The organism is Nocardia sp. N2S4-5 (assembly GCF_044628355.1).
GTDB lineage: Bacteria > Actinomycetota > Actinomycetes > Mycobacteriales > Mycobacteriaceae > Nocardia > Nocardia wallacei_B.
In genome coordinates this window covers 7134358-7156933 of sequence record NZ_JBIUPM010000001.1, presented here as the reverse complement: position 1 = coordinate 7156933, position 22576 = coordinate 7134358, and the positions used below count along the sequence as shown (strand labels likewise).

The window sequence follows — 22576 nt, the reverse complement described above, 5'->3', positions numbered from 1 at the left end:
GTGGTGGCCGCCGATCGACAGCCAGGAGGTCTCATGAACAGTCCAGCCAGCGACGTGCACGCATTCGAAGCCCACGCGACCGACGCCGACCTCGCCGACCTCCACGCGCGATTAGCCGCCGCGCGGCTACCGGAAGCCGAGACAGTCCCTCGCGCCGCGCCCGGACCGCGCCGGTGGGAACAGGGCGTCCCCCTCGCCGATCTCGTCGATCTCGTGGACTACTGGCGCACGGAATACGACTGGCGGTCGTTCGAAACGCGCCTCGACCGAATCGGCCAGTTCCGCACGACAATCGACGATCTCGGAATCCATTTCCTGCACCGCCGATCCGCGCGCGCCGATGCCACTCCGCTGATCTTGACCCACGGCTGGCCGGGCAGCGTCGCCGAATTCATCGATGTAATAGACGAATTGGCCGATCCGGAAGATGCGGACGCACCGGCGTTCCACGTCGTGGCTCCGTCGTTACCGGGCTTCGGATACAGCGACAAACCGGATACCACCGGCTGGGGCATCGAAAAGATCGCGGCCGCATGGGTGGAACTGATGGGAAGGCTCGGCTACCGCAAATTCTTGGCCCACGGCGGCGACTGGGGCGGCGTCATCACCACCATCCTCGGCGGCAGGTTCCCGGAGCACGTGCTCGGCATCCACACCACGACCGCGCAGGCACCGCCCGGCTCTACCACCGACGGATTGACGACACTCGAGCGCGAATGGACCGAGGAAACCCGCGACTTCTGGCGCCATCGCGCCGCGTACGCGAAGCAGCAGGCGACCCGGCCGCAGACCATCGGCTACTCGCTCGTCGATTCGCCGGTCGGGCTCCTCGCCTGGATCCTCGACAAATTCGCCGAGTGGACCGATACCGAGAACAGCCCGTTCGAGGCGATCTCCCGGGATCGCATTCTCGACGACGTCACGCTGTATTGGCTGACGCGGACCGGCGCGTCGGCGGCCCGCATCTACTACGAAAGCCACAACTCCCTCGACCCCGAACTCCGGGTCGACGTCCCGTCGGCGATCACCGTCTATCCCCGCGACATCGAGAAATACCCGCGTCCCCGGGCACAGGAACGGTTCCGCCAGATCGTCCGCTGGCGGTCCCCCGAAACCGGAGGACATTTCCCGTCCCTGGAAGTCCCCGAGTATTTCGTCGATGACCTGCGAGCAGGCCTCGCGGCGGTGCTGGCCGCCGGTCGGTGAACGAAAGACGGCTTCCTGAACTCGATTTCAGGCCGGTTCAGGCCCGCTTCAGTCACCCGTTGCGACAGTGGCCTCGCGATCGAGACCACCATCGAGCGAGAGGCGGAACAGGGTATGGACCACACAGTGCGCATCGGCCGGCATCCCTACCGGATCGTCGGCAAGGCTCCACTGTCCACGGTGTCGCGGGCCTGCTACGGCAAACACCGCTACACCTTGCAGCGCGTCACGGACGGGTCGCTGTGGCTGGCCTTCGGCGCCCGGCTCACCGCCGCGTCGGAACTGGTTTGCGCACACCGGTAGGTCCCGGGATGCCGTCCCGGCGTGCACCCGTCCCCGCACGCCGGGACCACCGGAATACGCGCGCACGGTACCGTGTTCCCTTGGTTGCCATGTCCACCAAATTGGTGGAGCGAGAACCGAGGAGGACACCGTGCAGTTCGGAATCTTCAGCGTCGGGGACGTCACCGCCGACCCGACCACCGGCCGGACGCCCACCGAGGCCGAGCGCATCAAGGCGATGGTCGCCATCGCGTTGAAGGCGGAAGAGGTCGGGCTCGACGTGTTCGCCACCGGTGAGCACCACAATCCGCCGTTCGTGCCGTCGTCGCCGACCACCCTGCTCGGCTACGTGGCCGCCCGCACCGAGCGGTTGCAGTTGTCCACCGCGACGACGCTGATCACGACCAACGACCCGGTGAAGATCGCCGAGGACTTCGCCATGCTGCAGCACCTGTCCGACGGCCGGGTGGACCTGATGCTGGGCCGCGGCAACACCGGCCCCGTCTACCCCTGGTTCGGCAAGGACATTCGCGAGGGCATCCCGCTCGCCGTCGAGAACTACCATCTGCTGCGCACGCTGTGGCGCGAACCCCGAGTGGACTGGCAGGGCAAGTTCCGCACTCCGCTGCAGGGCTTCACCTCGACGCCCGCGCCGCTGGACGGGACGCCGCCGTTCGTGTGGCACGGCTCCATCCGCTCGCCGGAGATCGCCGAACAGGCCGCCTACTACGGTGACGGTTTCTTCCACAACAACATCTTCTGGAACGCCGAGCACACCGCGCAGATGGTGCACCTGTACCGGCAGCGCAACGAGCACTACGGGCACGGCGGCGCCGACCAGGCCGTCGTCGGTCTGGGCGGACAGGTGTTCATGGCCGAGACCGAGGCGGCGGCGAAGAAGTTCTTCCGGCCCTACTTCGACAACGCGCCCGTCTACGGCCACGGACCGTCGCTGGAGGAGTTCACCGAACTCACCCCGCTGACCGTGGGAACGCCCGAGCAGGTCATCGAGCGCACCCTCGGCTTCGCCGACAACGTCGGTGATTATCAGCGTCAGCTGTTCCTGATGGATCACGCCGGGCTGCCGCTCGAGGTGGTGCTGGAACAGCTCGAGATCCTCGGCCGCGAGGTCGTGCCGGTGCTGCGCCGGGAATTCGAGGCCCGCCGTCCCGCGCACGTGCCCAGCGACCCGCCGACCCACGCCACGCTGGTGGCCGCCGGGCCGGACACGCCGTACCACCTCGTCGAGCCCGCCCGCGAGCGCATGCTCGCCGAAACCCGGAAGGAATGACCGTGAGCCGCACCGTCGTCGTCCTGACCGCAGGACTGTCCCAGCCCTCCACCACCCGGCTGCTCGCCGACCAGTTGTCCGGCGCGGTGGCCGCCGCCGTCACCGCGCGCGGCGAATCGGTCGACTTCGAGGTGGTCGAATTGCGGGAGCTGGCAACGGATCTGGCAACCACCATGACCACCGGCGGCCTGCCGACACCGGCGGTCGCCGCGGTCCGGGAGAAGATTTCCGCGGCCGACGGGGTCATCGCCGTCACGCCCGTGTTCGCCGCGAGCTACAGCGGCCTGTTCAAGATGTTCATCGACATCCTGGACCCCGACGCGCTCAACGGCATGCCGGTGCTGATCGCCGCCACCGCGGGCACCCCGCGCCACGCGCTGGTGCTCGACCACGCCATGCGGCCGCTGTTCAGCTATCTGCGCGCGGTCGTCGCGCCGACCGGAATCTTCGCGGCCACAGCGGATTTCGGCTCCGAAGGCCTCGACGAACGGGTCCGGCGCGCCGCCGCTGAGTTCGCGCCGCTCGTGCTCGCCGAACAGACCACGGTCGCGGGCTTCCGCGCCGAGCAACCGGCCCGCGCACGCACCTCCGGCAATTCCCTCCCGGCCCCGACGCCGTTCGCCGAACTGCTCGCCGGGCACAACGGAGTGCTCACCGGGGCCGAGTAGGACCGCCGCGCGAAGCGTGCGGCAGCGGGTTTACACGGCTCGGACGTGAGCGCCCTACTGGCCGGGTTGCGAGGTCGACGGACTGCTGCGCGCCCGGCCGCGGACCCGGCGTGAGCCGAGCCCGGGAGCGGTCCGTGCCGCGGTATCCGTCCGCTGACCCGGCATTGCGCCTCCGGCACCCACGTGGCGTTTGCGCAAACTCGGGGCAACGCCCAGCATGGACAGTGACCACTGGCCCGCCGCCCTGGACGCACGACCCTGACGGGTCACCGAACCCAACGGAGGCTGGAACCATGACCTTCCCGAACCCGTCCGGCACCCGCGCCGAACCCGACGAGGAGACCATCCTCGCGGTGCTGAGGCTCGCGCAGCGGGCGCCGTCGGTGCACAACACCCAGCCCTGGCAGTGGGTGCTCGCCGACGGCGAACTGCATCTGCACACCGACCCCGATCGCATGCTGCCCGCGGCCGATCCGCACAGCCGCCAGCAGGTCATCAGCTGCGGCGCCATGCTGCACCACGTCCGCACCGCGCTCGCGGCCCGCGGCTGGCACACCGACATCACCCGCCTGCCCGACCCCGCGCGCCCGGACCACCTGGCGGCGCTCGAGTTCCGACCCTGGCCCGATCCCCCGCCGGGCATCGCGGCGCGCGCGGCGGCGATCGAGCGGCGGCGCACCGACCGCCTCCCGCTGCTCGAACCGCGCGGCTGGGACGATCTGCTGCCCGCCCTGCGCAAGCTGGTGTCACCGCACGACTTGGCCTTCGAGGTGCTCGACGACGCCGCCCGCGAACAGCTCGCAAAGGTGTCCGCGCGCGCCACAACCGCCCGCGACGACGACGCCCTGTATCAGATGGAGTTGCATTGGTGGACAGGGCATTCCGGCACCTCGGAGGGCGTGCCGGAGAGCGCGCGGGTCTCGGCCGCCGAATCCGCCCGGGTCGACGTCGGCCGGGAATTCCCCGCCGCCCCGCACTCGATGCGCCGCCCCGCACTCACCGACCGCGCGGAACTGGTGGCACTCGGCTCGTACGGCGACGCGACGCCACAGTGGCTGCGCACCGGCGAGGCCCTGTCCGCCGTCCTGCTCGAAGCCACCGCTGCCGGCCTGGCGACCTGCCCGATCACCCATGTCACCGAACTTCCCGCGGGCCGTAGCGCCGTCGCCGACCTCCTTCCCGACCGAGCCGCGCCACAGGTCGTAGTCCGCATCGGCACCGCCCCCGCCGGTGAACCGGAACTACCTCCCACCCCGCGCCGCCCGCTCGCCGACATCCTCACCGTCCACCACAGCTGACAAAGGTTTCGGGAGGGACGGAGTTCCCGCTGCCACAGTCGAAGACGATGTGCTGACGGGATTGCCGGCTGGTGGATAGTCTTGGCCCGGCGGCATTCCGAGTGTCTCCGAACAGAGGTCGTTCGGCTGGCGCGTATCGGACGGCGGAGGAGGTCCTCACGTGGATGAACTGGCCGAAAAGGCCTCGCGCATGCGAGCTTTCATCGACGGGGAGGTCATTCCGCAGGAGTCGGCGCTGGTCGCCGATGACGCGGCCGCGCTGGCCCGATTGCGCGAGCGCGCCAAGGAACTCGGGCTGTGGGCGCTGGGCCATCCGGCCGAACTCGGCGGTGGCGGTGTGCCGTTCCTCGACTTCGTCCACCTGAACGAGATCATCGGCCGTTCGGAGTTCGGGCAGCTGGCGGTGGGCTCGGTCTCCATGCAGGACACGCTGATGCTGCACCGGCACGGTACCGAGGAGCAGCGCCGCCGCTGGATCCCGCCCATGGTGGCCGGCGACATCCTGCCGTCGGTGGGGCTGACCGAACCGGAGGTCGCGGGCTCGGACCCGACCCTGATCGCCAGTCGCGCCGAACTCGACGGCGACAGCTGGGTTATCAACGGGCACAAGTGGTTTACCACCGGAGCACAACAGGCCGCCTACTGCACCGTGTTCGCCCGGACGGAGCCGGAAGACGTCCCGAAGCACGCCAGGATCAGCGCGATCATCGTGCCGACCGATACTCCGGGCTTCGAGATCGTGCGCTCCATCCCGACCATGGGTCACGACCCCAGCGACCACTACGAGGTCCGTCTCACCGACGTGCGCGTCCCCGCCGAGAACCTGCTGGGCGAGCGTGGCAAGGGTTTCGCCGTGGCGCAGGACCGGCTCGGCCCCGGCCGGATCTTCCACTGCATGCGGTGGCTCGGGCAGGCCCAGCGCGCCTACGAACTCATGTGCGAGCGGGCCAACACCCGGTACGCGCACGGCTCCCTGCTCGCCGAGAAGGGCGAAATCCACAGGTACATAGCCGAATCCGCCGCCGAGATCCACGCCGCCCGGCTGATGACCCTCGACGCCGCCCGCGCGATGGACGCCGGAGAGGACTACCGGGTGCGCGTCGGCCTGGTGAAATTCTGGGGTGCGCGCATGCTGCACAACGTCATCGACCGCGCCATCCAGGTGCACGGCGCGCTCGGCCTGACCGCCGACACCCCGCTGGAACGCATGTACCGGCAGGCCCGCTACGCCCGCGTCTACGACGGGCCGGACGAGGTGCACCGCATGTCCACCGCGCGCCGCCTCCTGCGCTCCCCGGCTGCTGCACCGTGGCGGTGACACCGTAATCCGCAACCGCAGTGCCTGTGGACCGGGTGATCAACAGGCCGTGGCGGGCGGGCATACTCGGTCGGGTACCGAGGATTAGGACGGGCATGGACGATCACTACCTGGCGGCGGCGCTCGCCGAGGAAGCCGGTGAGCTGTTGCTCGCCATCCGGTCGGAGGGCGGGGCCGTCGGAGACCGTCGGTCCAACACGCTGCTGCTGGAGCGGCTGCGGCAGGAGCGGCCGGACGATGCCGTGCTGTCCGAGGAGAGTCCCGACGATGCGGTGCGTCTCGGCCGGTCGCGGGTGTGGATCATCGACCCGCTCGACGGCACCCGGGAGTACGGCCAGCCGCCCCGCGACGACTGGGCGGTGCACGTCGCGCTCGCGGTGGACGGCGCGCCGGAGGCGGGCGCGGTCGCGCTGCCCGCGCAGGGCATGGTGCTGCACACCGGCGAACCGCCCGTACTCACTCCCGCGCACTCCGGACCCGTCCGCGTCGCGGTGTCCCGCAGCCGGATGTCGCGGGAGGTGCAGCGGTTGACGACCGAGTTGTCGGCGACGCCGGTGCCGATGGGGTCCGCGGGCGCGAAGGCGATGGCCGTCGTGCGCGGCATCGCCGACGTCTACGCGCACTCCGGCGGTCAGTACGAATGGGATTCGTGCGCACCGGTGGCCGTCGCCGCGGCGGCCGGACTGCACGTCTCCCGCCTCGACGGCTCGCCGCTGCGCTACAACCGGCCCGACCCGTACCTGCCCGACCTGCTCATCTGCCGCCCCGAACTCGCGCAAACCGTACTGGCCGCGGTGCGGCACGGCTGAGTCCCCCGTTCACGACCGCGGGGCGGGTACGGCGCACGTAGACTCCGCACGTGACCGATCTCGCGGACTTCGCACGGCTGCTCGCCGGTGATCACGGCCTGTGCGTCGTGTCGACCGCCCGGGCGGACAGCAGCATTCAGTCGTCCTTGGTGAACGCCGGTGTGCTGCCCCACCCCGGCACGGGCGATCAGGTGGTCGGCATGGTGGTGCGGGGCGGCACGCGCAAACTCGAGAACCTCCGCGCCCGCCCGCACATAACGGTCGTCGCCCGCGTCGGCTGGCAATGGGCCGCCGCCGAGGGTCCTGTGTGGCTCGCCGGACCCGACGACCCGGCCCCCGAGATCGACCCCGAACGCCTACGCCTCCTCCTACGCGAGATTTTCACCGCCGCCGGCGGCACCCACGACAACTGGTCCGAATACGACCGAGTAATGACCGAAGAACATCGCACCGCCGTCCTACTGACCCCCACCCGCCTCTACAGCAACGGCTGAAGCCGACACCGTCTACTGCCGTCATCATGCTGAGACAGGATGCGACGCCAACTCGACGCAATGATTACGTCATAGTAGTCTAGCGTCATGCTGTTTCCGACGCCCGCCCTGACAGCCACCGACGAACACGTCTTGGCCGAAGTGGACCGGATGCGAGCCGAGCTACGTCACGAAGTGCAGTCGAAGCCTGGCAGGTGGGTCGGCGGTCTGCGCAAATTCCTGACAGCGGATGCTGTCGCGGCATCGAACTCCATCGAGGGGTTCAAGGTTTCGACCGTCGATGTCGAGGACCTGATCGCAGGTGAACGTGATGTCGAAGTCTCCGAGGAGGACAAGGCCGAAACGCTCGCCTACGAGCGCATGATGACCTACATCCAGACGCTGCACGACGTAGATGACTTCGCCTACAGCAAGGGTTTGCTCAATTCGCTGCACTGGATGCTGCAGGGGCACCGGCACACCGAGCGACGACCGGCCGGCCAGTGGCGACGCGGACCGGTGTATGTCACCGATGCCCGCGACCCGAGCATCGCCGCATATACCGCCCCGGATGCCGATGAAGTGCCGCAGTTAATGGCGGAACTGGTGGACTGGCTCGATGCCGACGATGGCACACACCCGCTCGTCCGCGCGGCGATGGCCCATCTGCACCTTGTCTCCATCCACCCCTGGGCGGACGGCAATGGGCGGATGTCGAGGTCCCTGCAAACGTTGCTCATCGCTCGGGAAAGCGTTCTCGCACCGGAGTTTTCGTCCATCGAGGCCTGGCTGGGTAGGCCCGGCAATACTTGGGAGTACTACCAGGTGCTCGGTCGGCGCGGCAGTACGTATCGGCCGGATCGGGATGTGGCCGAATGGATCACGTTCAATCTGACCGCGTATCACCAGCAGGCGCAGACCGTCCACGCCAGGTGGGTTCGGGCCGGTACCGTGTGGTCGATGCTGGAACAGTATCTAGCCGGTATCCGCATAGACGAACGGGCGGTCAGCGCGCTGCACGATGTAGCGCTGTCCGGTCGGGTTCGCCGGACTCGCTACGAGCAGGCCGAAGGGCTGAGTGTGCAGCAGGCACAACGGGATCTGCGTGATCTCGTGGCGCTTGGCGTCCTCGAACCGGTCGGCCGCACCAGGGCCCGCTTCTACAAGGCGGGGCCCGAGTATCCGGCGGATGTGCTGGCGGTCGCCCGGACGCCGACCGCGCTGACCGAACCCTATCGTCGTTGACGAGGCGATCAGTCGCGGTGGGCCGACAGCAGCCAGGCCGGGATGGATTTGCGGCCGTTGCCTTCGTCGCGTAGGCCCGCGCCCATCACCTCGTCGAGGTTGGGAAGGTGGTTGGGGAGATGGGCGTGGATGCGGGCGGGGCGGATCTCGTCGATCGTCCAGTAGCGGCCGACGATGTCGCGCAGTTCGTCGGCTGTGACCGGGTTGACCGGGTTCACGGGCACGGAGGCCCTGTCGAACACCAGCACGAAGTAGGAGGCGCCGGGGGCCGCGGCACGCACGATCGACTGCTGGTAGCCCTCGCGCAATTCGACCGGCATCGAGTGGAACAGGGTGCTGTCGACGATGGTGCCGAAGCGGTTGTCGTAGCCGGTGAACGCGCTGATGTCGGCCACCTCGAAGCTCGCGTTCGACAGACCGCGGGCCGTGGCCTCCTTGCGCGCGAGTTCGATCGCCGTCGGCGACTGGTCCAAGCCGACCGTCGTGAAGCCCCGCGCGGCCAGGTGCAGCGACAGCGCGGCCTCGCCGCAACCGGCGTCGAGCACCTCGCCATGGAACTTCCCGGCCTCGATCAGCGCGGCGATCTCGGGCTGCGGCTCGCCCAGACTCCACGGCGGACGATCCCCGCCCATCTCGGGTCGCTCACCGCGATAAGCGGATTCGAAGATCTCGTCGGACGAAGGTGTTGTCATACACCCGGTGTATCAGAGGTCGGCGTCGAGCGCACCGAGCGACAGGGCGGGCCGGGGCTGTGCGACCCTCGTAGCGAAAGTTGTCGCGCCGGGGGCCGGTGCGACGCCGCAGGACGAAGGAGAGACGCGTGCAACGGATCGGCGTGATCGGTGGCGGAACGATGGGGGCGGGCATCGCCGAGGTGGCCGCGCGAGCCGGCGGTGAGGTGCTGGTGCTGGAGCGCGACGCGGAAGCCGCGGACGCGGCCGTCGCCCGCCTGGAGAAGTCGCTGGCGCGGGCGGTGAAGTCCGGTCGGCTGGAGCAGGCCGACGCCGACGCGGCGCGGGCCCGCATCACGCTCACCGTCACGATCGACGACTTCGCCGACCGGGAACTGGTGATCGAGGCGGCCCCGGAGATCGAGGAGCTGAAGGCCGAGTTCTTCGGCAAGCTCGACGCCATCGTCTCCCCCGAGACCATCCTCGCCACCAACACCTCCTCCATCCCGGTGATCCGGCTGGCCAACGCCACCACCCGGCCCGGCCGCGTGGTCGGCCTGCATTTCTTCAACCCGGTGCCGGTGCTGCCGCTGGTCGAGATCGTGGTCACGCTGAAAACCGAACGGGCCGTGGCCGATTCGGTGACCGCCTACGCCCGAGACGTGCTGGGCAAGCGCACCATCGAATCCAAGGACCAGGCCGGTTTCATCGTCAACGCGCTGCTCATTCCCTACCTGTGCGCGGCGATCCGCATGTTCGAGACCGGCTTCGCCAGCGCCGAGGACATCGACGAGGGCATGGTGTCGGGCTGCGCCCACCCGATGGGCCCGCTGCGCCTGACCGACACCATCGGCCTGGATGTCACGCTCGCCGTGGCGGAATCGCTCTACCAGGAGTTCGGCGAATCGCAGTACGCCCCGCCGGTGCTGCTGCGCCGCATGGTCGAGGCGGGGTATCTGGGCCGCAAGACCGGGCGCGGGTTCTACACCTACTGATCCGGGGGCCGGTTTCCGGCGCATAGAATGGCTGGTCGTCGGCTAGGTGGTGGGAGGCGTTGGTGTGACGCAGTTGTCGGGCGTCTACGACGCGTCGAAGCCGGGGTTACCGCGGGGGCGCAGCAGCCTCCCGGCCGCACAGGCCCGTGAGGAGCAGCGGTCGCGGCTGCTGCGCGGGGTGATCTCGGCGGTGGCGGAGAAGGGGTACGCCGCCACCACCGTCGCGGATATCGTTGCGCGAGCGCGGGTTTCGCGTCGCGAGTTCTACCAGCACTTCACCGACAAGCAGCAGTGCTTCCTGGACGCCGCGCTGGCCGGCGCCGAGGTGGTGTTCGCCGCGCTGGAATCGCCCGCGGAGCGGAGCGACCCGCTGGACGAGCTGCGGCGGAGCATTCGCGGATACCTCGAATTATGTTCCGCCGAACCGGAATTCACGCGGTGCCTGATCATCGAGCTGCCGGGCATGGGCGAACTCGGGCTGGCGCTGCGCAATGTCGGTTATCAGCGGATCGCGGACATCCTCCGGGAGTGGCACATTCGGGCGCGGGCGGTGCACCCCGACTGGCCCCCGGCGCCGGGCGCGATGTTCACGGCGGCGGTGGGTGCGATCGAGGAGCTGGTGCTGGGGCCGATCAGCGCGGGGTTCCCGGAGGAGCTACCCGAGGTGGAGCAGTCGGCGGTGGAGGTGCTGGTGCGGCTGTTCGCCGTGCCGGGGTGAGGTCAGCGGGTGGGCAGGGCGCCGTCGAGTCCGCCGACGTCGGTGATCTGCCAGCCGCCGTTGCTGTCCACGGTGACGTTGTAGGTGACCGTCATCTGCCCGCCCTTGGGGTTCTGGGCATTGGTGGAGGTGACGTCGACGAAGACGTTGACCTTGTATACGCCACCCGACACCGAAGCGACCTTCGCCGCGATCGGCACGGCCGTGGAGGTCCACTTCAGCGGCAGCAGGATCTCCTCCAATTTCGGTGCGGTGGCGTCGAATTTGTTCGCCAGCTGCGGGCTGGTGTTGGCCTTGAGCTTGCTCACCCACGCCGCGACATTCTGGTGATCGATGGTCGACGCCCCCACCGCATAGTCCGTGGCCACCTGCTCGGCATGCCGCTCCCCCGCCGCCCCCGACCGCATCCCCTCCACCTCGTCCCGAGCCGACCACCACCCGAAACACGCCACCGCCAGCCCGGCCACCAACACCAGCACCCCGGCCCCCACAACAATCGCCGACAACGGCACCGACACGCTCCGCACCCCGTCCCCGGACCGACCACCCTCCCCAGCCTGTTCCTCCCCCACCTCTGAGATGCCTTGTTGCCCAAGCGTTTTACTGTCACCCGCGGCTACCGATGTCGCAGCGTTCGGATCGACGGCAGCCTCTACGGGCTCGTCGCCGGTCCCCGCGTTGTGCGGGTCCGGCATGCCCTCGTGCGGCGTACTCGCACCACCGAGTTCGGCGGCGACCGCGGCGAACCCTTCCGAGGCGGCGGTCTCCGGGGCTTGCGAGGTGGCGTTGCCCGTCTCGGCGAGAATGCGGTCCAGGGTTGACCGGTCTGGCGCGGCGTCGGGAATTGCGTTGCGGGGGTTGGGTTCCGGGGGCATGGGTGGGATCCTTTGCGCGGTCGGAGGTTAGTTGAGGGCTATGCGTAGGTGGATGGCGCCGTCGGCGGGGTCGGTGGCGGCGAGGGCGGCGGAGATGAGGGCGCTGAGGTCGACCCGCGGGAGGGCGGTGACGACGGTTTGGACGAGGGGTTGGAGCATGGGCGCCAGGGGGGCGAGCTGGGGGCCGATCTCGTCGACCCAGGTGCCGAGCCGGTGGACGAACGGCACCAGGCCCATGTCCTCCTGATACATCCGGGGCGCGTCCCCGGTGCGGAAGAGACGGCCGATCGACTCGGCGATATCGTCCACGCGGCGGCCGAATTCGATCAGCGGCGGCCGGGCGACCGTCATCGCGGGCCCGGCGTCGGCCATGTCCGGCGCGATGCTCTGCAGGTCGCGCAGCAGTTCCCCGACCGCGGGCGACCGGTCGGCGATGGCGGCGGCGAGCAGCCCGGTGGACCGCGACAACTCGGGAACCACCGCGTCGGTTCCCGTCAGCGCCGCGGTGAACGTGTCGACGAGGGCGTTGGCGGCGGCCGGGTCGATCCGGCCCAGTACCCGGGTGACCAGCCGGGCCAGCTCCGGTATCGACAGCGGCGGACGCACGAGCGCCGTATCGACCGCCTCCCCGTCGCGCAGGTTGCGCCCGCCCGGCGTCCGCGGCGCGAACTCCACGTAGGGCTCGCCGAGCCAGGACAGATTCTCGATGGTGACGAGGCTGTCGACCGGAACCTGGTACACCGAGCGAATATCCATCGTCACCCGCACACCGGCGGCGGTCGAGTCGACGGCCGCGATCTCCCCCACCTCGATCCCGGACAGCAGCACCGGCGACCCGATCGCGAGACCACCGGAGTCGGCCACCCGCATGGTGACGGTGGTGTACTCCGCGAACGGATCTACGCCCACGACACCGAAGGCGAGATACGCCGAGCCCACGACCGACACGACGGCGATCGCGCCGAGGGACAACACCGATCGCGCCTTCATCGCACCACTCCGATCATCCGCAGGGTCCGCAGAATCTGTTCGACCTGATCGTCGGCGGATACCGGCGGCCCTTGCTCCGGTGTCACCGTCACCCCGCGCAACCGCACCTTCGGCCCGTGCTCGACGAACGGGATGATCTTGTCGCGGATCACCGCCACCAGGGCATTGAGATTCGACGGCGCCCGCAGATCCAGCGGCCGGCTGGTGAACAGCAGCGGGAAGATCGCCCCGAGCGCGCCGTCGGCGGACTGCGCCACCGGGGCGAGCCAGGTGAGCGCGTGCGCCACCGGAGCCATGCCGCCGAGGACGCCGATCACGTTGACGATGGTCGCGACGGAGGCCGACAGCTGTTCGACGGCGGGTTCGGTGAGGAGCTCGGCCAGTGTGTCGCGCCGGCGATTCATCACCTCGGAATCCTTGGTGAAGCCGTTGAGCAGATGGTCGACCTGATCCAGATCGGCGGACAGATCCGCGGCATCGGCGCCGAGTACCTGGAAGATGCGCGCGGTCTGCGCCGGGTCCTCCGGCAGCACGCCGTTGAGGTCGGTGATCAGGCCCTGGAGGTGGTCGATCGCGCCGCCCTGCACGAATGTCGCGACCCCGGCCAGGGTGTCCTCGACGCGGACCGCGGGCCGGGTCTGGCCGACGGGAATGGTATCGCCGTCGTGCAGGAGCCGCCCGAAGCCGTCCGGCGGCGTGGTCAGCGCGATGTGGATGTCGCCGAGCAGCGTGTTCTGCCGCAGTACCGCCGTCGTCGTGGTGGGCAGTTCGACCGCGTCCTCGATCTCGGCGTCGACGACCACGTGTCCGCCCGATCCCCGCTCCGGCTGTGCCAGCACGATATTCGTCGCGACGCCGACCTGTGCGCCGTTGGCGATCACCTTGGCCCGCGCGGGCAGATTCAGCACATCGGTGAACTCGATACGGATGTGATAGCCGGACCCGGCCACACCGGCCCCGGGCAGCGGCAACTCCGCCGGATCGAACGCGCATGCACCGCAGGACAATACGGCGACCATCGCGGCAGCCGATCCCGCTCGGCGCAGGCCGGCGAACCCCCGCCTCATCGGGCGCCCGCCGAGGCCAGGATCATCCGCACCAGATCGACGTTCGCCATGCCGTCGGCGGCCGAACACCTGCCTGGCGCGACGAGATCAACTGCGGCACAGACCTTCTCCGCGTCGGGCGTCGGAATCGCGACCCGCGGCGGCGCGAAGGTGAGCCCGGGCGCGCCGGTGCGGGGATCGAGGATCGCGGTGAACGCGCCGGTGATCACCGGAACCATGTCGAGGATCTGCCGCAATGTCGCGATATGCGCGCCGAGGAACCGGATCAGCGGCACCGACGCGTCCAGCAGCAGGAAGATCGGATCCCCGAACATCGTGGTGATGTCGTTGAGCATGGGCAGAACTCGGCGGAAGTGATCGATGATGACGGTGGTCTCGCTGAACAGTTCGTTGTTGACCTGACGCAGGATCTGCTCCAGCCCCAGCACCATCGCGTCAATGGTGCCCCAGTGCGTGGAGACGCTGTCGGCCAGTGCCGAGAGGCTGTCGATGATGCCGGACAGCCGGCCGATGGCCGCATCGGGATGGTCCAGTGCGGCACCGAGCTTGCCGATGACGGCGTTGAGTTGCGGCCCGGTGCCCGCTGTTGCCGCGTTCAATTGTGTGACCAGGCGGCCGATCTCGTCGTTCTGCTCGGGTTCGGGGCCCAGCAGCTGTTTCGACAACTCCGCCACGGCGTGCAGGGTTTCGGTCAGGCTTTTCGGCGTCAGCGTTCGGGTGAGGCACTGTGCCGGATCCCACCGATCGAGGACGGTCCCGCTGTTCAGCACGGCCAGGTCGCGGTCGGTGGTGACATTGCGCGACAGCGTGGTCGCGGCGGCATCGGCCGGCACCGGATGCTCGGCGTCCACGGCGAAGTCGACCCGCACCTTGTCTCCGGCGGGCCGGACAGCCGTGACGGTCCCGACGGGAATGCCACGCATCGTGACGTGGTTGCCCCGGTACAGCCCGACGCTGTCGGGCATCAGCGCGCAGTAGGACACCTTCTCGCGCAACGGATTCGCGACGACGAGATAGCCGACCACGGCGACCACGACCAGCGCCAGCGCCCCGGCCGCCGACATGGTCGCCCGCGAACCGAGCACGCTGTGCGGAGCCGTTGTCCGGTGTCGTCGGAACATCAGCAAGCCTTTCCGGGGACCGGGACGCAGATCTGCCCGAGCAGTGTCCCGGTATCGATCGGCTGTTCGGCCACCACGGTCGCGGCCGGATCGCCGACCTGCACCCGGCCGTCGGGCAGCACGAGTCCGGTCAGGTGCTCTCCGATACCGTGCACGGAATCGACCAGGGCGCCGAGCTTTTCGCCGATGCCCTCCAGCTCGTCGATGGCGTCGGCCAGTTGCCGGGCCATCGGTTTCAGCGTCGTCTCCCAGGACGGTTGCAGGGCCGCGACGCGGCCGAACACCGAGCGCAGCAGCTGCACGGCCTCACGCACCTCGGCCCGCTTGTCCCCGAGCAGCGTCTCCAGCAGTGTGATCTTCTCGATCATCCGGCGCAGCTGACCTTTTCCGAGATTCACGACGCCGAGATATTCCTGGGCGACAGCGATGGCCTTCGACACGTCGGTGCGCTGACGGTTCAGGACGTCGACGAGATGCTCGGCGCCGGTGAGCATGTCCCGGATACTGCCGGGCGCCTGGGTGAGCGAGTCGGCGAGAGCCGTCAGATTTTCGCGCAGGGTGCCGCCGTCGATGCCGCGGACCGGGTCCACCGCGTCCTGGAAGGTTTCCATGAGGCTGTACGGCAGCCGCACGTGGTCGGCCGGAATCGCCCGGCTACCAAGCGGTTTCGTCCCGGTCGGGAACAGTGCCACGTAATGCCCGCCGACCAGGGTGAGCATCCGCACGTCCAGGGTCGTCTCGCTGCCGACGAAAACGTCGCTGTCCACGGTGAACCGCATGATCACCTTGTCCGGTCGCAGGTCGAGTGCGTCGACCGTGCCCACCGAGATACCGGCCAGCCGCACGTCGTCACCGGCTTTCACGGTCTCCGCCTCGGCGAGTTCGGCGGTGTAGGTGGTGTGGCCGAACGGGATCGCGTAGACCGCCGCGGTCACCAGCAGCGCCAGCGCCACCAGGACCGCGCCGAACGCGCCGAGGCCGAACTCCCTTCGCCGCGTGTTGATCTCGTCGCGACCGAAGCGGAGCCCGCGCACCGTCCGGGTCAGGCGTTGCATATCGACACCCGCCCTCCGTCGAGAAGGATCTGCAACGGTCGCGGCACGGCCGCCGTTCCCTTGCTGCACACCGGCGACGAGCCCGGAATGCGCCGCGGTATCGACGCGTCGAGCGCGGCCAGCGCCGCGGGCAGCCGGCTCAGCACGTCGACGACCAGCTGCGGGTCCGGGATCAGCAGGCGCAGAACGGCTTCGATGTCGGGGTTGTCGTTCTCGGTGAAACCCAGCGTGGACAGCAGACTGTCGGCCGGGCGCAGCACCGGCGGCGCGGTGAGCGAGAAGTCGATGAGGCCGACGACATTGCGCTGCAGGGAATCGAAGATGTCGGCCGCGTTGCCGAGCAGCGTGATCAACGGCGCCGACGCGCCACCGATCTTGTCGTTGATCTGGGACATATTGCGTATCAAGGTGGTGATGACCTGCTGACGGTCGGTGACGTAGCCGGCCAGCTCCCCGATGGCGTCCAGAGCCGGGCCGACACCGCTGCCGTTGCCCTCGATCACGGCGAGCATGCTTTCGGTGAACTTGTTGAGCCGCTCCGGCGACAGCGTGGCCAGCACCGGTTTCAACCCGTTGAACAGGCTGGTTACATCGAACGAGGGCACGGTGTGCGCGACGCCGACGGTCGTGCCCGGACGCAGGGGCGCGCCGGGCTCGGGCGCGTGCTGCACGTCGATGTAGCGCTGTCCCACCAGGTTCTGGTACCGGACGGCGAGTGTGCTGTTGTCGAACAACGGTGTCGAGGTGGTGAGATCGAATCCCACCCTGGCCTTGTCGCCTTGCAGCGCAATGGTTCTCACCTGGCCCACGGCGATGCCGCGCAGCCGTACCTCGTCGCCCGCGCGCAGGCCGTTGACATCGGTGAACAGCGCCGCGTACCCGCGGGTTTCGCCGTCCACCGGCTGCCGGATCACCGAGACGATCGCGGCCAGCAACAGCCCGATCACCGCGGCGAACAGGGCGAACCGCCAGGCGGCGGCGCGCATCGTCCTCATCGTCCACCTCCGTCGGGGAGCGCGGCCGCCGGCGCCGCGAGCACGGGAATATTGCGCAGGTCCACGTCGGTCTGCAGCACCGGGCCGTCGGGGGTGTCGGGCAGGACGGCACCCATCCGATCGATCAGTTCGCGCAGCTCCGCGCCGGACCGCCGCGGCTCGGGCACCGCCTGCGCCACCACCTGCAACACCGGTATCGCCAGGTCGGTGTAGCCGGCGAAGCCGGTCCCGGCGTAGCGCAGGGCCCGTGCCACCTCGGGCAGCAGCTGATCGATCACCATCGAGATGCCGCCGTCGATGCGTACGCGATCGTTGCGCAGCGTCTGGATCCGGTACACGCGGTCGAGCAGGTCGACGAGGGAATCGATGAAGTCGCCGCCGCCGTCGAGGGTGGTGCCGAAGCGCCCCAGGATCAGCGACAGCGGCACATCCTGCACCTCGGTGACGGTGCGGGCCAACGTGACAACGGATTCCAGGAACGGGGTGAACGCCCGAATGTCGGCGGCCAGGGTGGCGAGCAGCGTCGCCATGCGCGGGGTGAGCACGGCGTCACCGACCTGCGACACGCTGCGCAGCAGGTTGCCCATGGTGGCGTCGTACACCGCGTCGGACGCGGACAGATTCAGCACCGTCCCCGGCCGCAGCGGCGGTCCGCCGGGCCCGCGGCGCAGCTCGATCTCGCTGATACCGAACAGGTTTCCGGTCGCGTAGTCCACGCGCAGGCTGGCGTCCAAGCCGGGTAAGCGCGCGGAATCCAGTCGGAGCGCGATGTTCTGGGTACCGCGCTCGCCGGGTGCGATGCCGGTGACGCGGCCGACTCGCACACCGTCGAGCCGCACCTCGGTGCCCGCGGTGACGCCGTCCCCGATGCGGCTGGTGCGCAACATGATCCGGAGGCCGGGCTCCTCCCGCACCGCGCGATATCCCGTCGTCACGAGCGCGGCCAGGACGACCAGCGCGAGGGCCAGCGCACCGACGGCCAGCGAACGGCGCCGGTCGACGGCCACCCCGGGAATCCCATAGTTCGGCATCGGCGCTCACCCCGTGAAACTGACCGCGGAGTCGATGCCCCACAGCATGATCGACAGCACCATGTCGATGGCGATGATCGCCACCGAACTGGCGCGCACGGCCCGCCCCGACGCGATCCCCACCCCTTCGGGACCGCCCGCGGCGAAGAACCCGTAGTAGGAGTGCACCAGGATGACCACGGTGGCGAAGATTCCCACCTTGAGCACCGCGGCGACCACGTCGAAGCCGGAGACGAACTGGAAGAAGTAGTGGTCGTAGACCCCCGCCGACTGCCCGTGCACCAACGTGATCAATCCCCGGCACGCCAGATACGACAGGATCAGCGCCATCAGGAAGGTCGGCACCATCGCCACCGCTCCGGCGATCACCCGGGTCGTCACCACGAACGGCACCGAACGCAGCCCCAGCGCCTCGATCGCGTCGATCTCCTCGCTGATCCGCATGGCCCCGATCTCGGCGGTCATCCGGCAGCCCGCCTGACCGGCAAAGCCGACCGCCGCCGCGATCGGCGCCAGCTCGCGGGTGATGGCGTAGGCCGACACGATGCCGGTGACCGGGCCCATGCCGAGAATGTCGAGGGTGGCGAAGGATTCGATCGCCACCGACGCGCCCATCACCAGGCCGAGCACGATCATCATCGGCACCGTGCCACCGCCCACGATCACCGAACCCGCGCCCCAGGTCATATTGGAGATCGCGCGCATCGTCTCCGCGCCGTAGCGCCGCAGCGTCAGCGGAATCGCCGCGAGCACCTGCCAGGTGAAGGCCAGCACGAAGCCGAGCGACTCGATCCGGGGCAGGCCGAACCGGCGGCGGCGCAGCCGACGGAATCCCCTGGGGGCGTAGCTCGATGCCGTCATCAGGCCAGCCTCGTCGGCAGGAACATGGCGGTGATCTGCGTGATGACCAGGTTCACCAGCACGATCGACACCACCGACAGCACCACCGCCGCGTTCACCGCGTCGGCCACCCCGCGCGGCCCGCCCTCGGCCTCGAGACCGCGCTGGCAGGCGATCACCACCACCAGGAATCCGAAGATCATCGCCTTCACCAGCGAGATCCAGACGTCGGCGAGCGTGGTGAACGATCCGAACGTGGTCCAGTAGCTACCCGGAGTGACGTTCTGGCCACCGACGGCCACGGTGTATCCGGCCAGCACGCCCACGAAGATGATCAGCACGTTCAGTAGCGGCGCCACCACCAGCATGGCGATGATCCGCGGAATCACCAGGCGGTGCACCGGATTGATGCCCATGGTGGTCAGCGCGTCGATCTCCGCGCGGATGGTGCGCGAGCCGAGATCCGCGGCGATGGCCGCCGCGCCCGCTCCGCCGAGCAGGAACCCGGTCGCCAGCGGCGCGCCCTGTTTGATGACCCCCAGCCCGCCGGTCGCGCCCAGCAGCGAATCCGCGCCGAGCGTGCGAATCAGGTTGCCGACCTGCACCGACACGATGACGCCGAACGGGATGGCCATCAGGATCGCCGGAATCGCGGTCACCGTGACCAGCCACCAGCCCTGCACGATCGCCTCGCGCCAGTGCAATCGGCCGCGCACGAGGTCGGCGACCGCGCCGAGCACCGCCTCCGCGGCGATGCCCACCGCGCGGCCGAAGGTGCGTACGGCGGACAGCGCCGTGTCGGAGAAGTTCCGCCGCAGCACTGCCACGGCGGACGGGTGCACGCGGCGCGGCGGCATGTCCGGCGGGTTCGGATCGGTCACTGTCACAACGGCTTCGTTCGACGTCGGGGCGGTACGGCGTTCATTGGTACGAAATATTTCCTTTGGCGGACGCCGGATCCGGTCAACGCTGGAGGTGTCCCAATCGCGGGCCGCGAGAGCGCCGCGATGTCACAATGCGGCGTCCTCGCGAACAGGCGCGCGTCGTTCCCGGACGGTAGTATCGGCATCCGGTCGCCGGGTTCGGTGACCGAACGAAATGTCTGGCCGGGCACGGCCATTCAGGGGATGTGTCGGCACGAACGCTGCCGACGGAATGTGGGGAATCGATGACAGTCGACAAGTTCGCCGCCGCGGCCCTACTCGCGATCGGCGCCACCGTCGCCACCGCCGGGGTCGTCCACGCCCAACCGGTACCCGCGGGCGAGATCGCCGTGCGGGCAAGCGATCACGGCATCGGCTACACGACCGCGCCGACCGCGGACCACTTGGGCGTGACCACCACCGTCGAGTCGGGACGGTTCGTCGCCGCGCCCGACGCCGCCTCGATCGCGCTCACCGACGCCGCCGGCGTCACCGTCGCGGTCGTGCCGCTGGGCCTGCAGACCGCCGCCGGAGCGGTCGGGATCACCCCCCGCATCGACAACGACGGCCGCACCCTCACTCTCACACCGCAATCGGCCACCGCGCAGACGGCGCAGTCGATCGACGAAGCCGCCGACACCCTGGCCCGCAAGCAGTACAACGCGGGCGTCGGCGCCCTCATCGGCGCCGGTATCGGCGCGGTGATCGGCTTCTTCCTCGGCGGCGTCGGCGCCCTCGTCACCGTCCCCCTCGGAGCGGGGCTGGGTGCGCTGATCGGCTACTCCACCCCGTAGCGCGCCTCGAGAGGACTGCCCGCGGACGCTGAAGTCTTTGGTGCACTTCATAGTTCGCGGGCAGCGCGGGGAACCGTCACCACATAATTTCGACGAACCCGCCGCGCCGTCGCCCGTACCGTCTTTCCCTGGATCGCACAGCAATTCATCCTCGGTGCGATCAGGAGTCACCATGTCGGACGAGGAAACGGCATTCACGGCGGCCGGTCGCCGCGACTTCCTGCGGTACGCGGCGGGTTTCGCGGCCACCGCGAGCCTCGGCGGGGCGGCGGCGCCCGCGCCGGTCGGCGCCCGGTCTCCCGGCCCGCTCGGCGCATTCGAGGCGTTGGTCCTCGACTCGGTGCGCGGCGTGTGCGTGATGGTATTTCCGGGGCCGGACGAATGGTCCCGCGCGCAAGGCGTGTCGCGGCCCGGACCGGGCCCGATCGAGGCCGGTGGCGGCGAGTTCACGGTCGCGCTGTTCGATCAGTACCTCGCCACCGGCGACCAGCTGACCAGGCCGCTGGCCGCCGCGCTCGCGGCCGGGCTGACCGATCTCGGCATTCCCGCGCCCCCGCTGCTCGGGGTGACACCGGAGCAGGGACGAACCCTGGACCAGATGCTGGGCTTCGCCTATTCCGATCGCACACTGCCGTTGTCGCTCCTGGTCGGGCTCGTGCTGACGTTCGGTGCGCTGCTGATCGCGCCAGGCAGTCTGGTCGGGCCGCTCGGGTCGCCGTTCGCGCGCCTGAGCCTGCCGGACAAGTGCCGGGTGATCGAGTTGCTCGAACGGCCACTGCCGGCACTGGTCTCGCTGATCGACGGCGGACTGCCCGGGCCCCTGCGCGGCTCGGCCAGCGGCTTCCTGCGGTTCGCGGGCGGAATCCTGTTGGAGGGCACGGCTTTCGCCGTGCATTCGGAAATGACGATGTTCGATCCGGTGGCCCGGACCGTCGTGGGTCGGCCACCGTCGTGGGAACTCACCGGTTACCGTCCGGACGGATTGGTCGAGGGTCACGACGAGCTGATCGGCTATTACCGGCACGGCGGCATCGAGAACGTCGGGCTGACCCCCGCCATCCAGGCGTTCTCGCTGTCGCTGTCCGACAGCGGCATTCGCGGCGTCTACGACAACGGTCGCGGCCCGCTCGGTCCCTGGGACGGCCCGGCCGGGCGGCTGGTCGGCGCGGAGCTGACCGAACTGCTCTCCGACGGCATCGACCATCTGCTGAACTTCCTGGTCCTCACCGACGACCATGTCGAACCGCGGAACCGGATCAGCCTCGCGCTGTTCCCCGCCGACGAGAACGGCGCCCCCGCCAAGATCGATGTCGCACGGCGGCAACGCGATCCGCGGACACTGGCGAACCGGGAATTCATGTCCACCCGCGCCGCGGAGATCATGCGAGCGGCCGGTGCGCGGAAGGTCTACCGGATGGACTGGGCGCCGCTGCTGCTGCACGTGCACTCGTCGATGCGGATGGGCGCCTCGCCGACCGATTCCGTGCTCGACTCCGACGGACAGGCGCGCTGGGTCCGGCGGCTCTACATCGCCGACAATTCGGCCCTGCCGAACTCGCTCGGCGGCCCGAATCCGACCCTGTCCACCCAGGCGCTGGCGACCCGGACCGCGGAGCACATCTTCCACACCTATTTCGGCGGCGACCCCTGGGTCGGCAAGGAGTCGCCGATCGTCAGTACCGACGCGCGCATCTCCGCGCGCCTGGCCGAACTCGGCGACCCCGGCGTCACAGCAGCAGCAGGCCGATAGCCGCGGCGGCGACCAGCAGCGCCCACACGGCCATGACGCCGTGCGCGGAGGTCGTGGAGCCGAAGCACTCGGCCACGCGAATCGGTCGATGGTCTCTGGTCACCGGATCAGAGGTGTTCATTGTCGATCATCCTCTCGGGACTCGTCACGCGGACGCGCAT

General features: G+C 69.3%; 24 protein-coding genes. 13 read left to right on the top strand and 11 right to left on the bottom strand.

Translation table 11 applies throughout. The annotated features are described in order from the left end of the window. The first annotated feature begins 33 nt into the window (after positions 1–33). The 9 genes from ACFMRZ_RS33180 (at position 34) to ACFMRZ_RS33140 (ending at position 8590) form a co-directional block, all read left to right on the top strand. Complete coding sequence (locus ACFMRZ_RS33180) at positions 34–1206, top strand: epoxide hydrolase family protein (RefSeq protein ID WP_400182158.1); 1173 nt, start codon at positions 34–36, stop codon at positions 1204–1206. Between the two features lie 114 nt (positions 1207–1320). Beyond that, positions 1321–1509: a hypothetical protein gene (locus tag ACFMRZ_RS33175; protein ID WP_280273727.1), complete on the top strand. Its 189-nt coding sequence runs from the start codon at positions 1321–1323 to the stop codon at positions 1507–1509. Between the two features lie 130 nt (positions 1510–1639). Continuing rightward, positions 1640–2779, top strand: a complete 1140-nt coding sequence (locus ACFMRZ_RS33170; RefSeq protein ID WP_400182157.1) for an LLM class flavin-dependent oxidoreductase — start codon at positions 1640–1642, stop codon at positions 2777–2779. 2 nt (positions 2780–2781) lie between these two features. Then, the gene (locus tag ACFMRZ_RS33165) at positions 2782–3447 is read left to right on the top strand and encodes an FMN reductase (protein ID WP_400182156.1); all 666 of its coding nucleotides are present in this window, start codon (positions 2782–2784) and stop codon (positions 3445–3447) included. Between the two features lie 293 nt (positions 3448–3740). After that, positions 3741–4745 (top strand): Acg family FMN-binding oxidoreductase, encoded by a 1005-nt coding sequence (locus ACFMRZ_RS33160; RefSeq protein ID WP_400182155.1) that lies wholly within the window; start codon positions 3741–3743, stop codon positions 4743–4745. 190 nt (positions 4746–4935) lie between these two features. Further along, entirely contained in the window at positions 4936–6063 is a 1128-nt protein-coding gene (locus ACFMRZ_RS33155; protein ID WP_400183028.1) for an acyl-CoA dehydrogenase family protein, read from the top strand. Between the two features lie 95 nt (positions 6064–6158). Beyond that, complete coding sequence (locus tag ACFMRZ_RS33150) at positions 6159–6872, top strand: 3'(2'),5'-bisphosphate nucleotidase CysQ (protein ID WP_400182154.1); 714 nt, start codon at positions 6159–6161, stop codon at positions 6870–6872. 50 nt (positions 6873–6922) lie between these two features. Further along, positions 6923–7366, top strand: a complete 444-nt coding sequence (locus ACFMRZ_RS33145) for a pyridoxamine 5'-phosphate oxidase (RefSeq protein WP_400182153.1) — start codon at positions 6923–6925, stop codon at positions 7364–7366. 87 nt (positions 7367–7453) lie between these two features. Next, positions 7454–8590 carry a Fic family protein gene (locus ACFMRZ_RS33140; protein ID WP_400182152.1) on the top strand — a complete coding sequence of 379 codons (1137 nt, stop codon included), beginning with the start codon at positions 7454–7456 and terminating at the stop codon, positions 8588–8590. 8 nt (positions 8591–8598) lie between these two features. Here ACFMRZ_RS33140 and ACFMRZ_RS33135 read toward each other — a convergent pair whose 3' ends face one another. Further along, positions 8599–9282 carry a class I SAM-dependent methyltransferase gene (locus ACFMRZ_RS33135; protein WP_400182151.1) on the bottom strand — a complete coding sequence of 228 codons (684 nt, stop codon included), beginning with the start codon at positions 9280–9282 and terminating at the stop codon, positions 8599–8601. A 128-nt stretch (positions 9283–9410) separates the two neighbouring features. Here ACFMRZ_RS33135 and ACFMRZ_RS33130 point away from each other — a divergent pair, with 128 nt between their 5' ends. Both ACFMRZ_RS33130 and ACFMRZ_RS33125 read left to right on the top strand, forming a co-directional pair. Beyond that, positions 9411–10256, top strand: a complete 846-nt coding sequence (locus ACFMRZ_RS33130) for a 3-hydroxybutyryl-CoA dehydrogenase (RefSeq protein WP_400182150.1) — start codon at positions 9411–9413, stop codon at positions 10254–10256. A gap of 64 nt (positions 10257–10320) precedes the next feature. Then, complete coding sequence (locus ACFMRZ_RS33125) at positions 10321–10974, top strand: TetR/AcrR family transcriptional regulator (protein WP_400182149.1); 654 nt, start codon at positions 10321–10323, stop codon at positions 10972–10974. Between the two features lie 2 nt (positions 10975–10976). Here ACFMRZ_RS33125 and ACFMRZ_RS33120 read toward each other — a convergent pair whose 3' ends face one another. The 9 genes from ACFMRZ_RS33120 to ACFMRZ_RS33080 are packed head-to-tail and all read right to left on the bottom strand — an operon-like array spanning position 10977 to position 19805. Further along, positions 10977–11849, bottom strand: coding sequence for a hypothetical protein (locus tag ACFMRZ_RS33120; protein ID WP_400182148.1), 873 nt, complete (start codon positions 11847–11849; stop codon positions 10977–10979). Positions 11850–11876: 27 nt separating this feature from the next. Further along, on the bottom strand, positions 11877–12839 hold the full coding sequence (locus tag ACFMRZ_RS33115; RefSeq protein ID WP_400182147.1) for an MlaD family protein: 963 nt from the start codon (positions 12837–12839) through the stop codon (positions 11877–11879). Further along, positions 12836–13858 carry an MlaD family protein gene (locus ACFMRZ_RS33110; RefSeq protein ID WP_400182146.1) on the bottom strand — a complete coding sequence of 341 codons (1023 nt, stop codon included), beginning with the start codon at positions 13856–13858 and terminating at the stop codon, positions 12836–12838. Before ACFMRZ_RS33110 ends, ACFMRZ_RS33115 begins: the two co-directional genes overlap by 4 nt. Before the next feature lie 44 nt (positions 13859–13902). Continuing rightward, on the bottom strand, positions 13903–15027 hold the full coding sequence (locus ACFMRZ_RS33105; RefSeq protein WP_280368041.1) for an MlaD family protein: 1125 nt from the start codon (positions 15025–15027) through the stop codon (positions 13903–13905). Then, the gene (locus ACFMRZ_RS33100; protein WP_400182144.1) at positions 15027–16082 is read right to left on the bottom strand and encodes an MlaD family protein; all 1056 of its coding nucleotides are present in this window, start codon (positions 16080–16082) and stop codon (positions 15027–15029) included. Before ACFMRZ_RS33100 ends, ACFMRZ_RS33105 begins: the two co-directional genes overlap by 1 nt. Beyond that, positions 16070–17077: an MlaD family protein gene (locus ACFMRZ_RS33095; protein ID WP_400182143.1), complete on the bottom strand. Its 1008-nt coding sequence runs from the start codon at positions 17075–17077 to the stop codon at positions 16070–16072. The genes ACFMRZ_RS33100 and ACFMRZ_RS33095 overlap by 13 nt, the downstream gene beginning before the upstream one ends. Then, positions 17074–18108 carry an MlaD family protein gene (locus ACFMRZ_RS33090; protein ID WP_400182142.1) on the bottom strand — a complete coding sequence of 345 codons (1035 nt, stop codon included), beginning with the start codon at positions 18106–18108 and terminating at the stop codon, positions 17074–17076. Before ACFMRZ_RS33090 ends, ACFMRZ_RS33095 begins: the two co-directional genes overlap by 4 nt. A gap of 6 nt (positions 18109–18114) precedes the next feature. Beyond that, positions 18115–18969 (bottom strand): MlaE family ABC transporter permease, encoded by an 855-nt coding sequence (locus ACFMRZ_RS33085; RefSeq protein ID WP_400182140.1) that lies wholly within the window; start codon positions 18967–18969, stop codon positions 18115–18117. After that, positions 18969–19805, bottom strand: a complete 837-nt coding sequence (locus tag ACFMRZ_RS33080) for an ABC transporter permease (protein WP_280368067.1) — start codon at positions 19803–19805, stop codon at positions 18969–18971. The genes ACFMRZ_RS33085 and ACFMRZ_RS33080 overlap by 1 nt, the downstream gene beginning before the upstream one ends. 311 nt (positions 19806–20116) lie before the next feature. Here ACFMRZ_RS33080 and ACFMRZ_RS33075 point away from each other — a divergent pair, with 311 nt between their 5' ends. Next, positions 20117–20665, top strand: coding sequence for a hypothetical protein (locus ACFMRZ_RS33075; protein WP_400182138.1), 549 nt, complete (start codon positions 20117–20119; stop codon positions 20663–20665). 172 nt (positions 20666–20837) lie between these two features. Further along, positions 20838–22415, top strand: a complete 1578-nt coding sequence (locus ACFMRZ_RS33070) for a GMC oxidoreductase (RefSeq protein ID WP_400182137.1) — start codon at positions 20838–20840, stop codon at positions 22413–22415. On the opposite strand, the gene ACFMRZ_RS33065 is transcribed toward ACFMRZ_RS33070, so the two are convergent. After that, the gene (locus ACFMRZ_RS33065) at positions 22393–22536 is read right to left on the bottom strand and encodes a hypothetical protein (protein WP_280273706.1); all 144 of its coding nucleotides are present in this window, start codon (positions 22534–22536) and stop codon (positions 22393–22395) included. The genes ACFMRZ_RS33070 and ACFMRZ_RS33065 overlap by 23 nt on opposite strands. Positions 22537–22576 lie beyond the last annotated feature (40 nt).

Excerpts from the sequence above, each read along its gene's own strand:
- ACFMRZ_RS33075 (WP_400182138.1), top strand. The coding sequence starts at position 20,117 with ATGACAGTCGACAAGTTCGCCGCCGCGGCCCTACTCGCGATCGGCGCC.
- ACFMRZ_RS33155 (WP_400183028.1), top strand. The coding sequence starts at position 4,936 with ATGCGAGCTTTCATCGACGGGGAGGTCATTCCGCAGGAGTCGGCGCTG.
- ACFMRZ_RS33105 (WP_280368041.1), bottom strand. The coding sequence starts at position 15,027 with ATGTTCCGACGACACCGGACAACGGCTCCGCACAGCGTGCTCGGTTCG.
- ACFMRZ_RS33120 (WP_400182148.1), bottom strand. The coding sequence starts at position 11,849 with ATGCCCCCGGAACCCAACCCCCGCAACGCAATTCCCGACGCCGCGCCA.
- ACFMRZ_RS33080 (WP_280368067.1), bottom strand. The coding sequence starts at position 19,805 with ATGCCGCCGCGCCGCGTGCACCCGTCCGCCGTGGCAGTGCTGCGGCGG.
- ACFMRZ_RS33085 (WP_400182140.1), bottom strand. The coding sequence starts at position 18,969 with ATGACGGCATCGAGCTACGCCCCCAGGGGATTCCGTCGGCTGCGCCGC.
- ACFMRZ_RS33135 (WP_400182151.1), bottom strand. The coding sequence starts at position 9,282 with ATGACAACACCTTCGTCCGACGAGATCTTCGAATCCGCTTATCGCGGT.
- ACFMRZ_RS33095 (WP_400182143.1), bottom strand. The coding sequence starts at position 17,077 with ATGAGGACGATGCGCGCCGCCGCCTGGCGGTTCGCCCTGTTCGCCGCG.
- ACFMRZ_RS33065 (WP_280273706.1), bottom strand. The coding sequence starts at position 22,536 with ATGAACACCTCTGATCCGGTGACCAGAGACCATCGACCGATTCGCGTG.
- ACFMRZ_RS33115 (WP_400182147.1), bottom strand. The coding sequence starts at position 12,839 with ATGAAGGCGCGATCGGTGTTGTCCCTCGGCGCGATCGCCGTCGTGTCG.
- ACFMRZ_RS33100 (WP_400182144.1), bottom strand. The coding sequence starts at position 16,082 with ATGCAACGCCTGACCCGGACGGTGCGCGGGCTCCGCTTCGGTCGCGAC.
- ACFMRZ_RS33070 (WP_400182137.1), top strand. The coding sequence starts at position 20,838 with ATGTCGGACGAGGAAACGGCATTCACGGCGGCCGGTCGCCGCGACTTC.
- ACFMRZ_RS33180 (WP_400182158.1), top strand. The coding sequence starts at position 34 with ATGAACAGTCCAGCCAGCGACGTGCACGCATTCGAAGCCCACGCGACC.
- ACFMRZ_RS33090 (WP_400182142.1), bottom strand. The coding sequence starts at position 18,108 with ATGCCGAACTATGGGATTCCCGGGGTGGCCGTCGACCGGCGCCGTTCG.
- ACFMRZ_RS33140 (WP_400182152.1), top strand. The coding sequence starts at position 7,454 with ATGCTGTTTCCGACGCCCGCCCTGACAGCCACCGACGAACACGTCTTG.
- ACFMRZ_RS33150 (WP_400182154.1), top strand. The coding sequence starts at position 6,159 with ATGGACGATCACTACCTGGCGGCGGCGCTCGCCGAGGAAGCCGGTGAG.
- ACFMRZ_RS33175 (WP_280273727.1), top strand. The coding sequence starts at position 1,321 with ATGGACCACACAGTGCGCATCGGCCGGCATCCCTACCGGATCGTCGGC.
- ACFMRZ_RS33160 (WP_400182155.1), top strand. The coding sequence starts at position 3,741 with ATGACCTTCCCGAACCCGTCCGGCACCCGCGCCGAACCCGACGAGGAG.
- ACFMRZ_RS33110 (WP_400182146.1), bottom strand. The coding sequence starts at position 13,858 with ATGGTCGCCGTATTGTCCTGCGGTGCATGCGCGTTCGATCCGGCGGAG.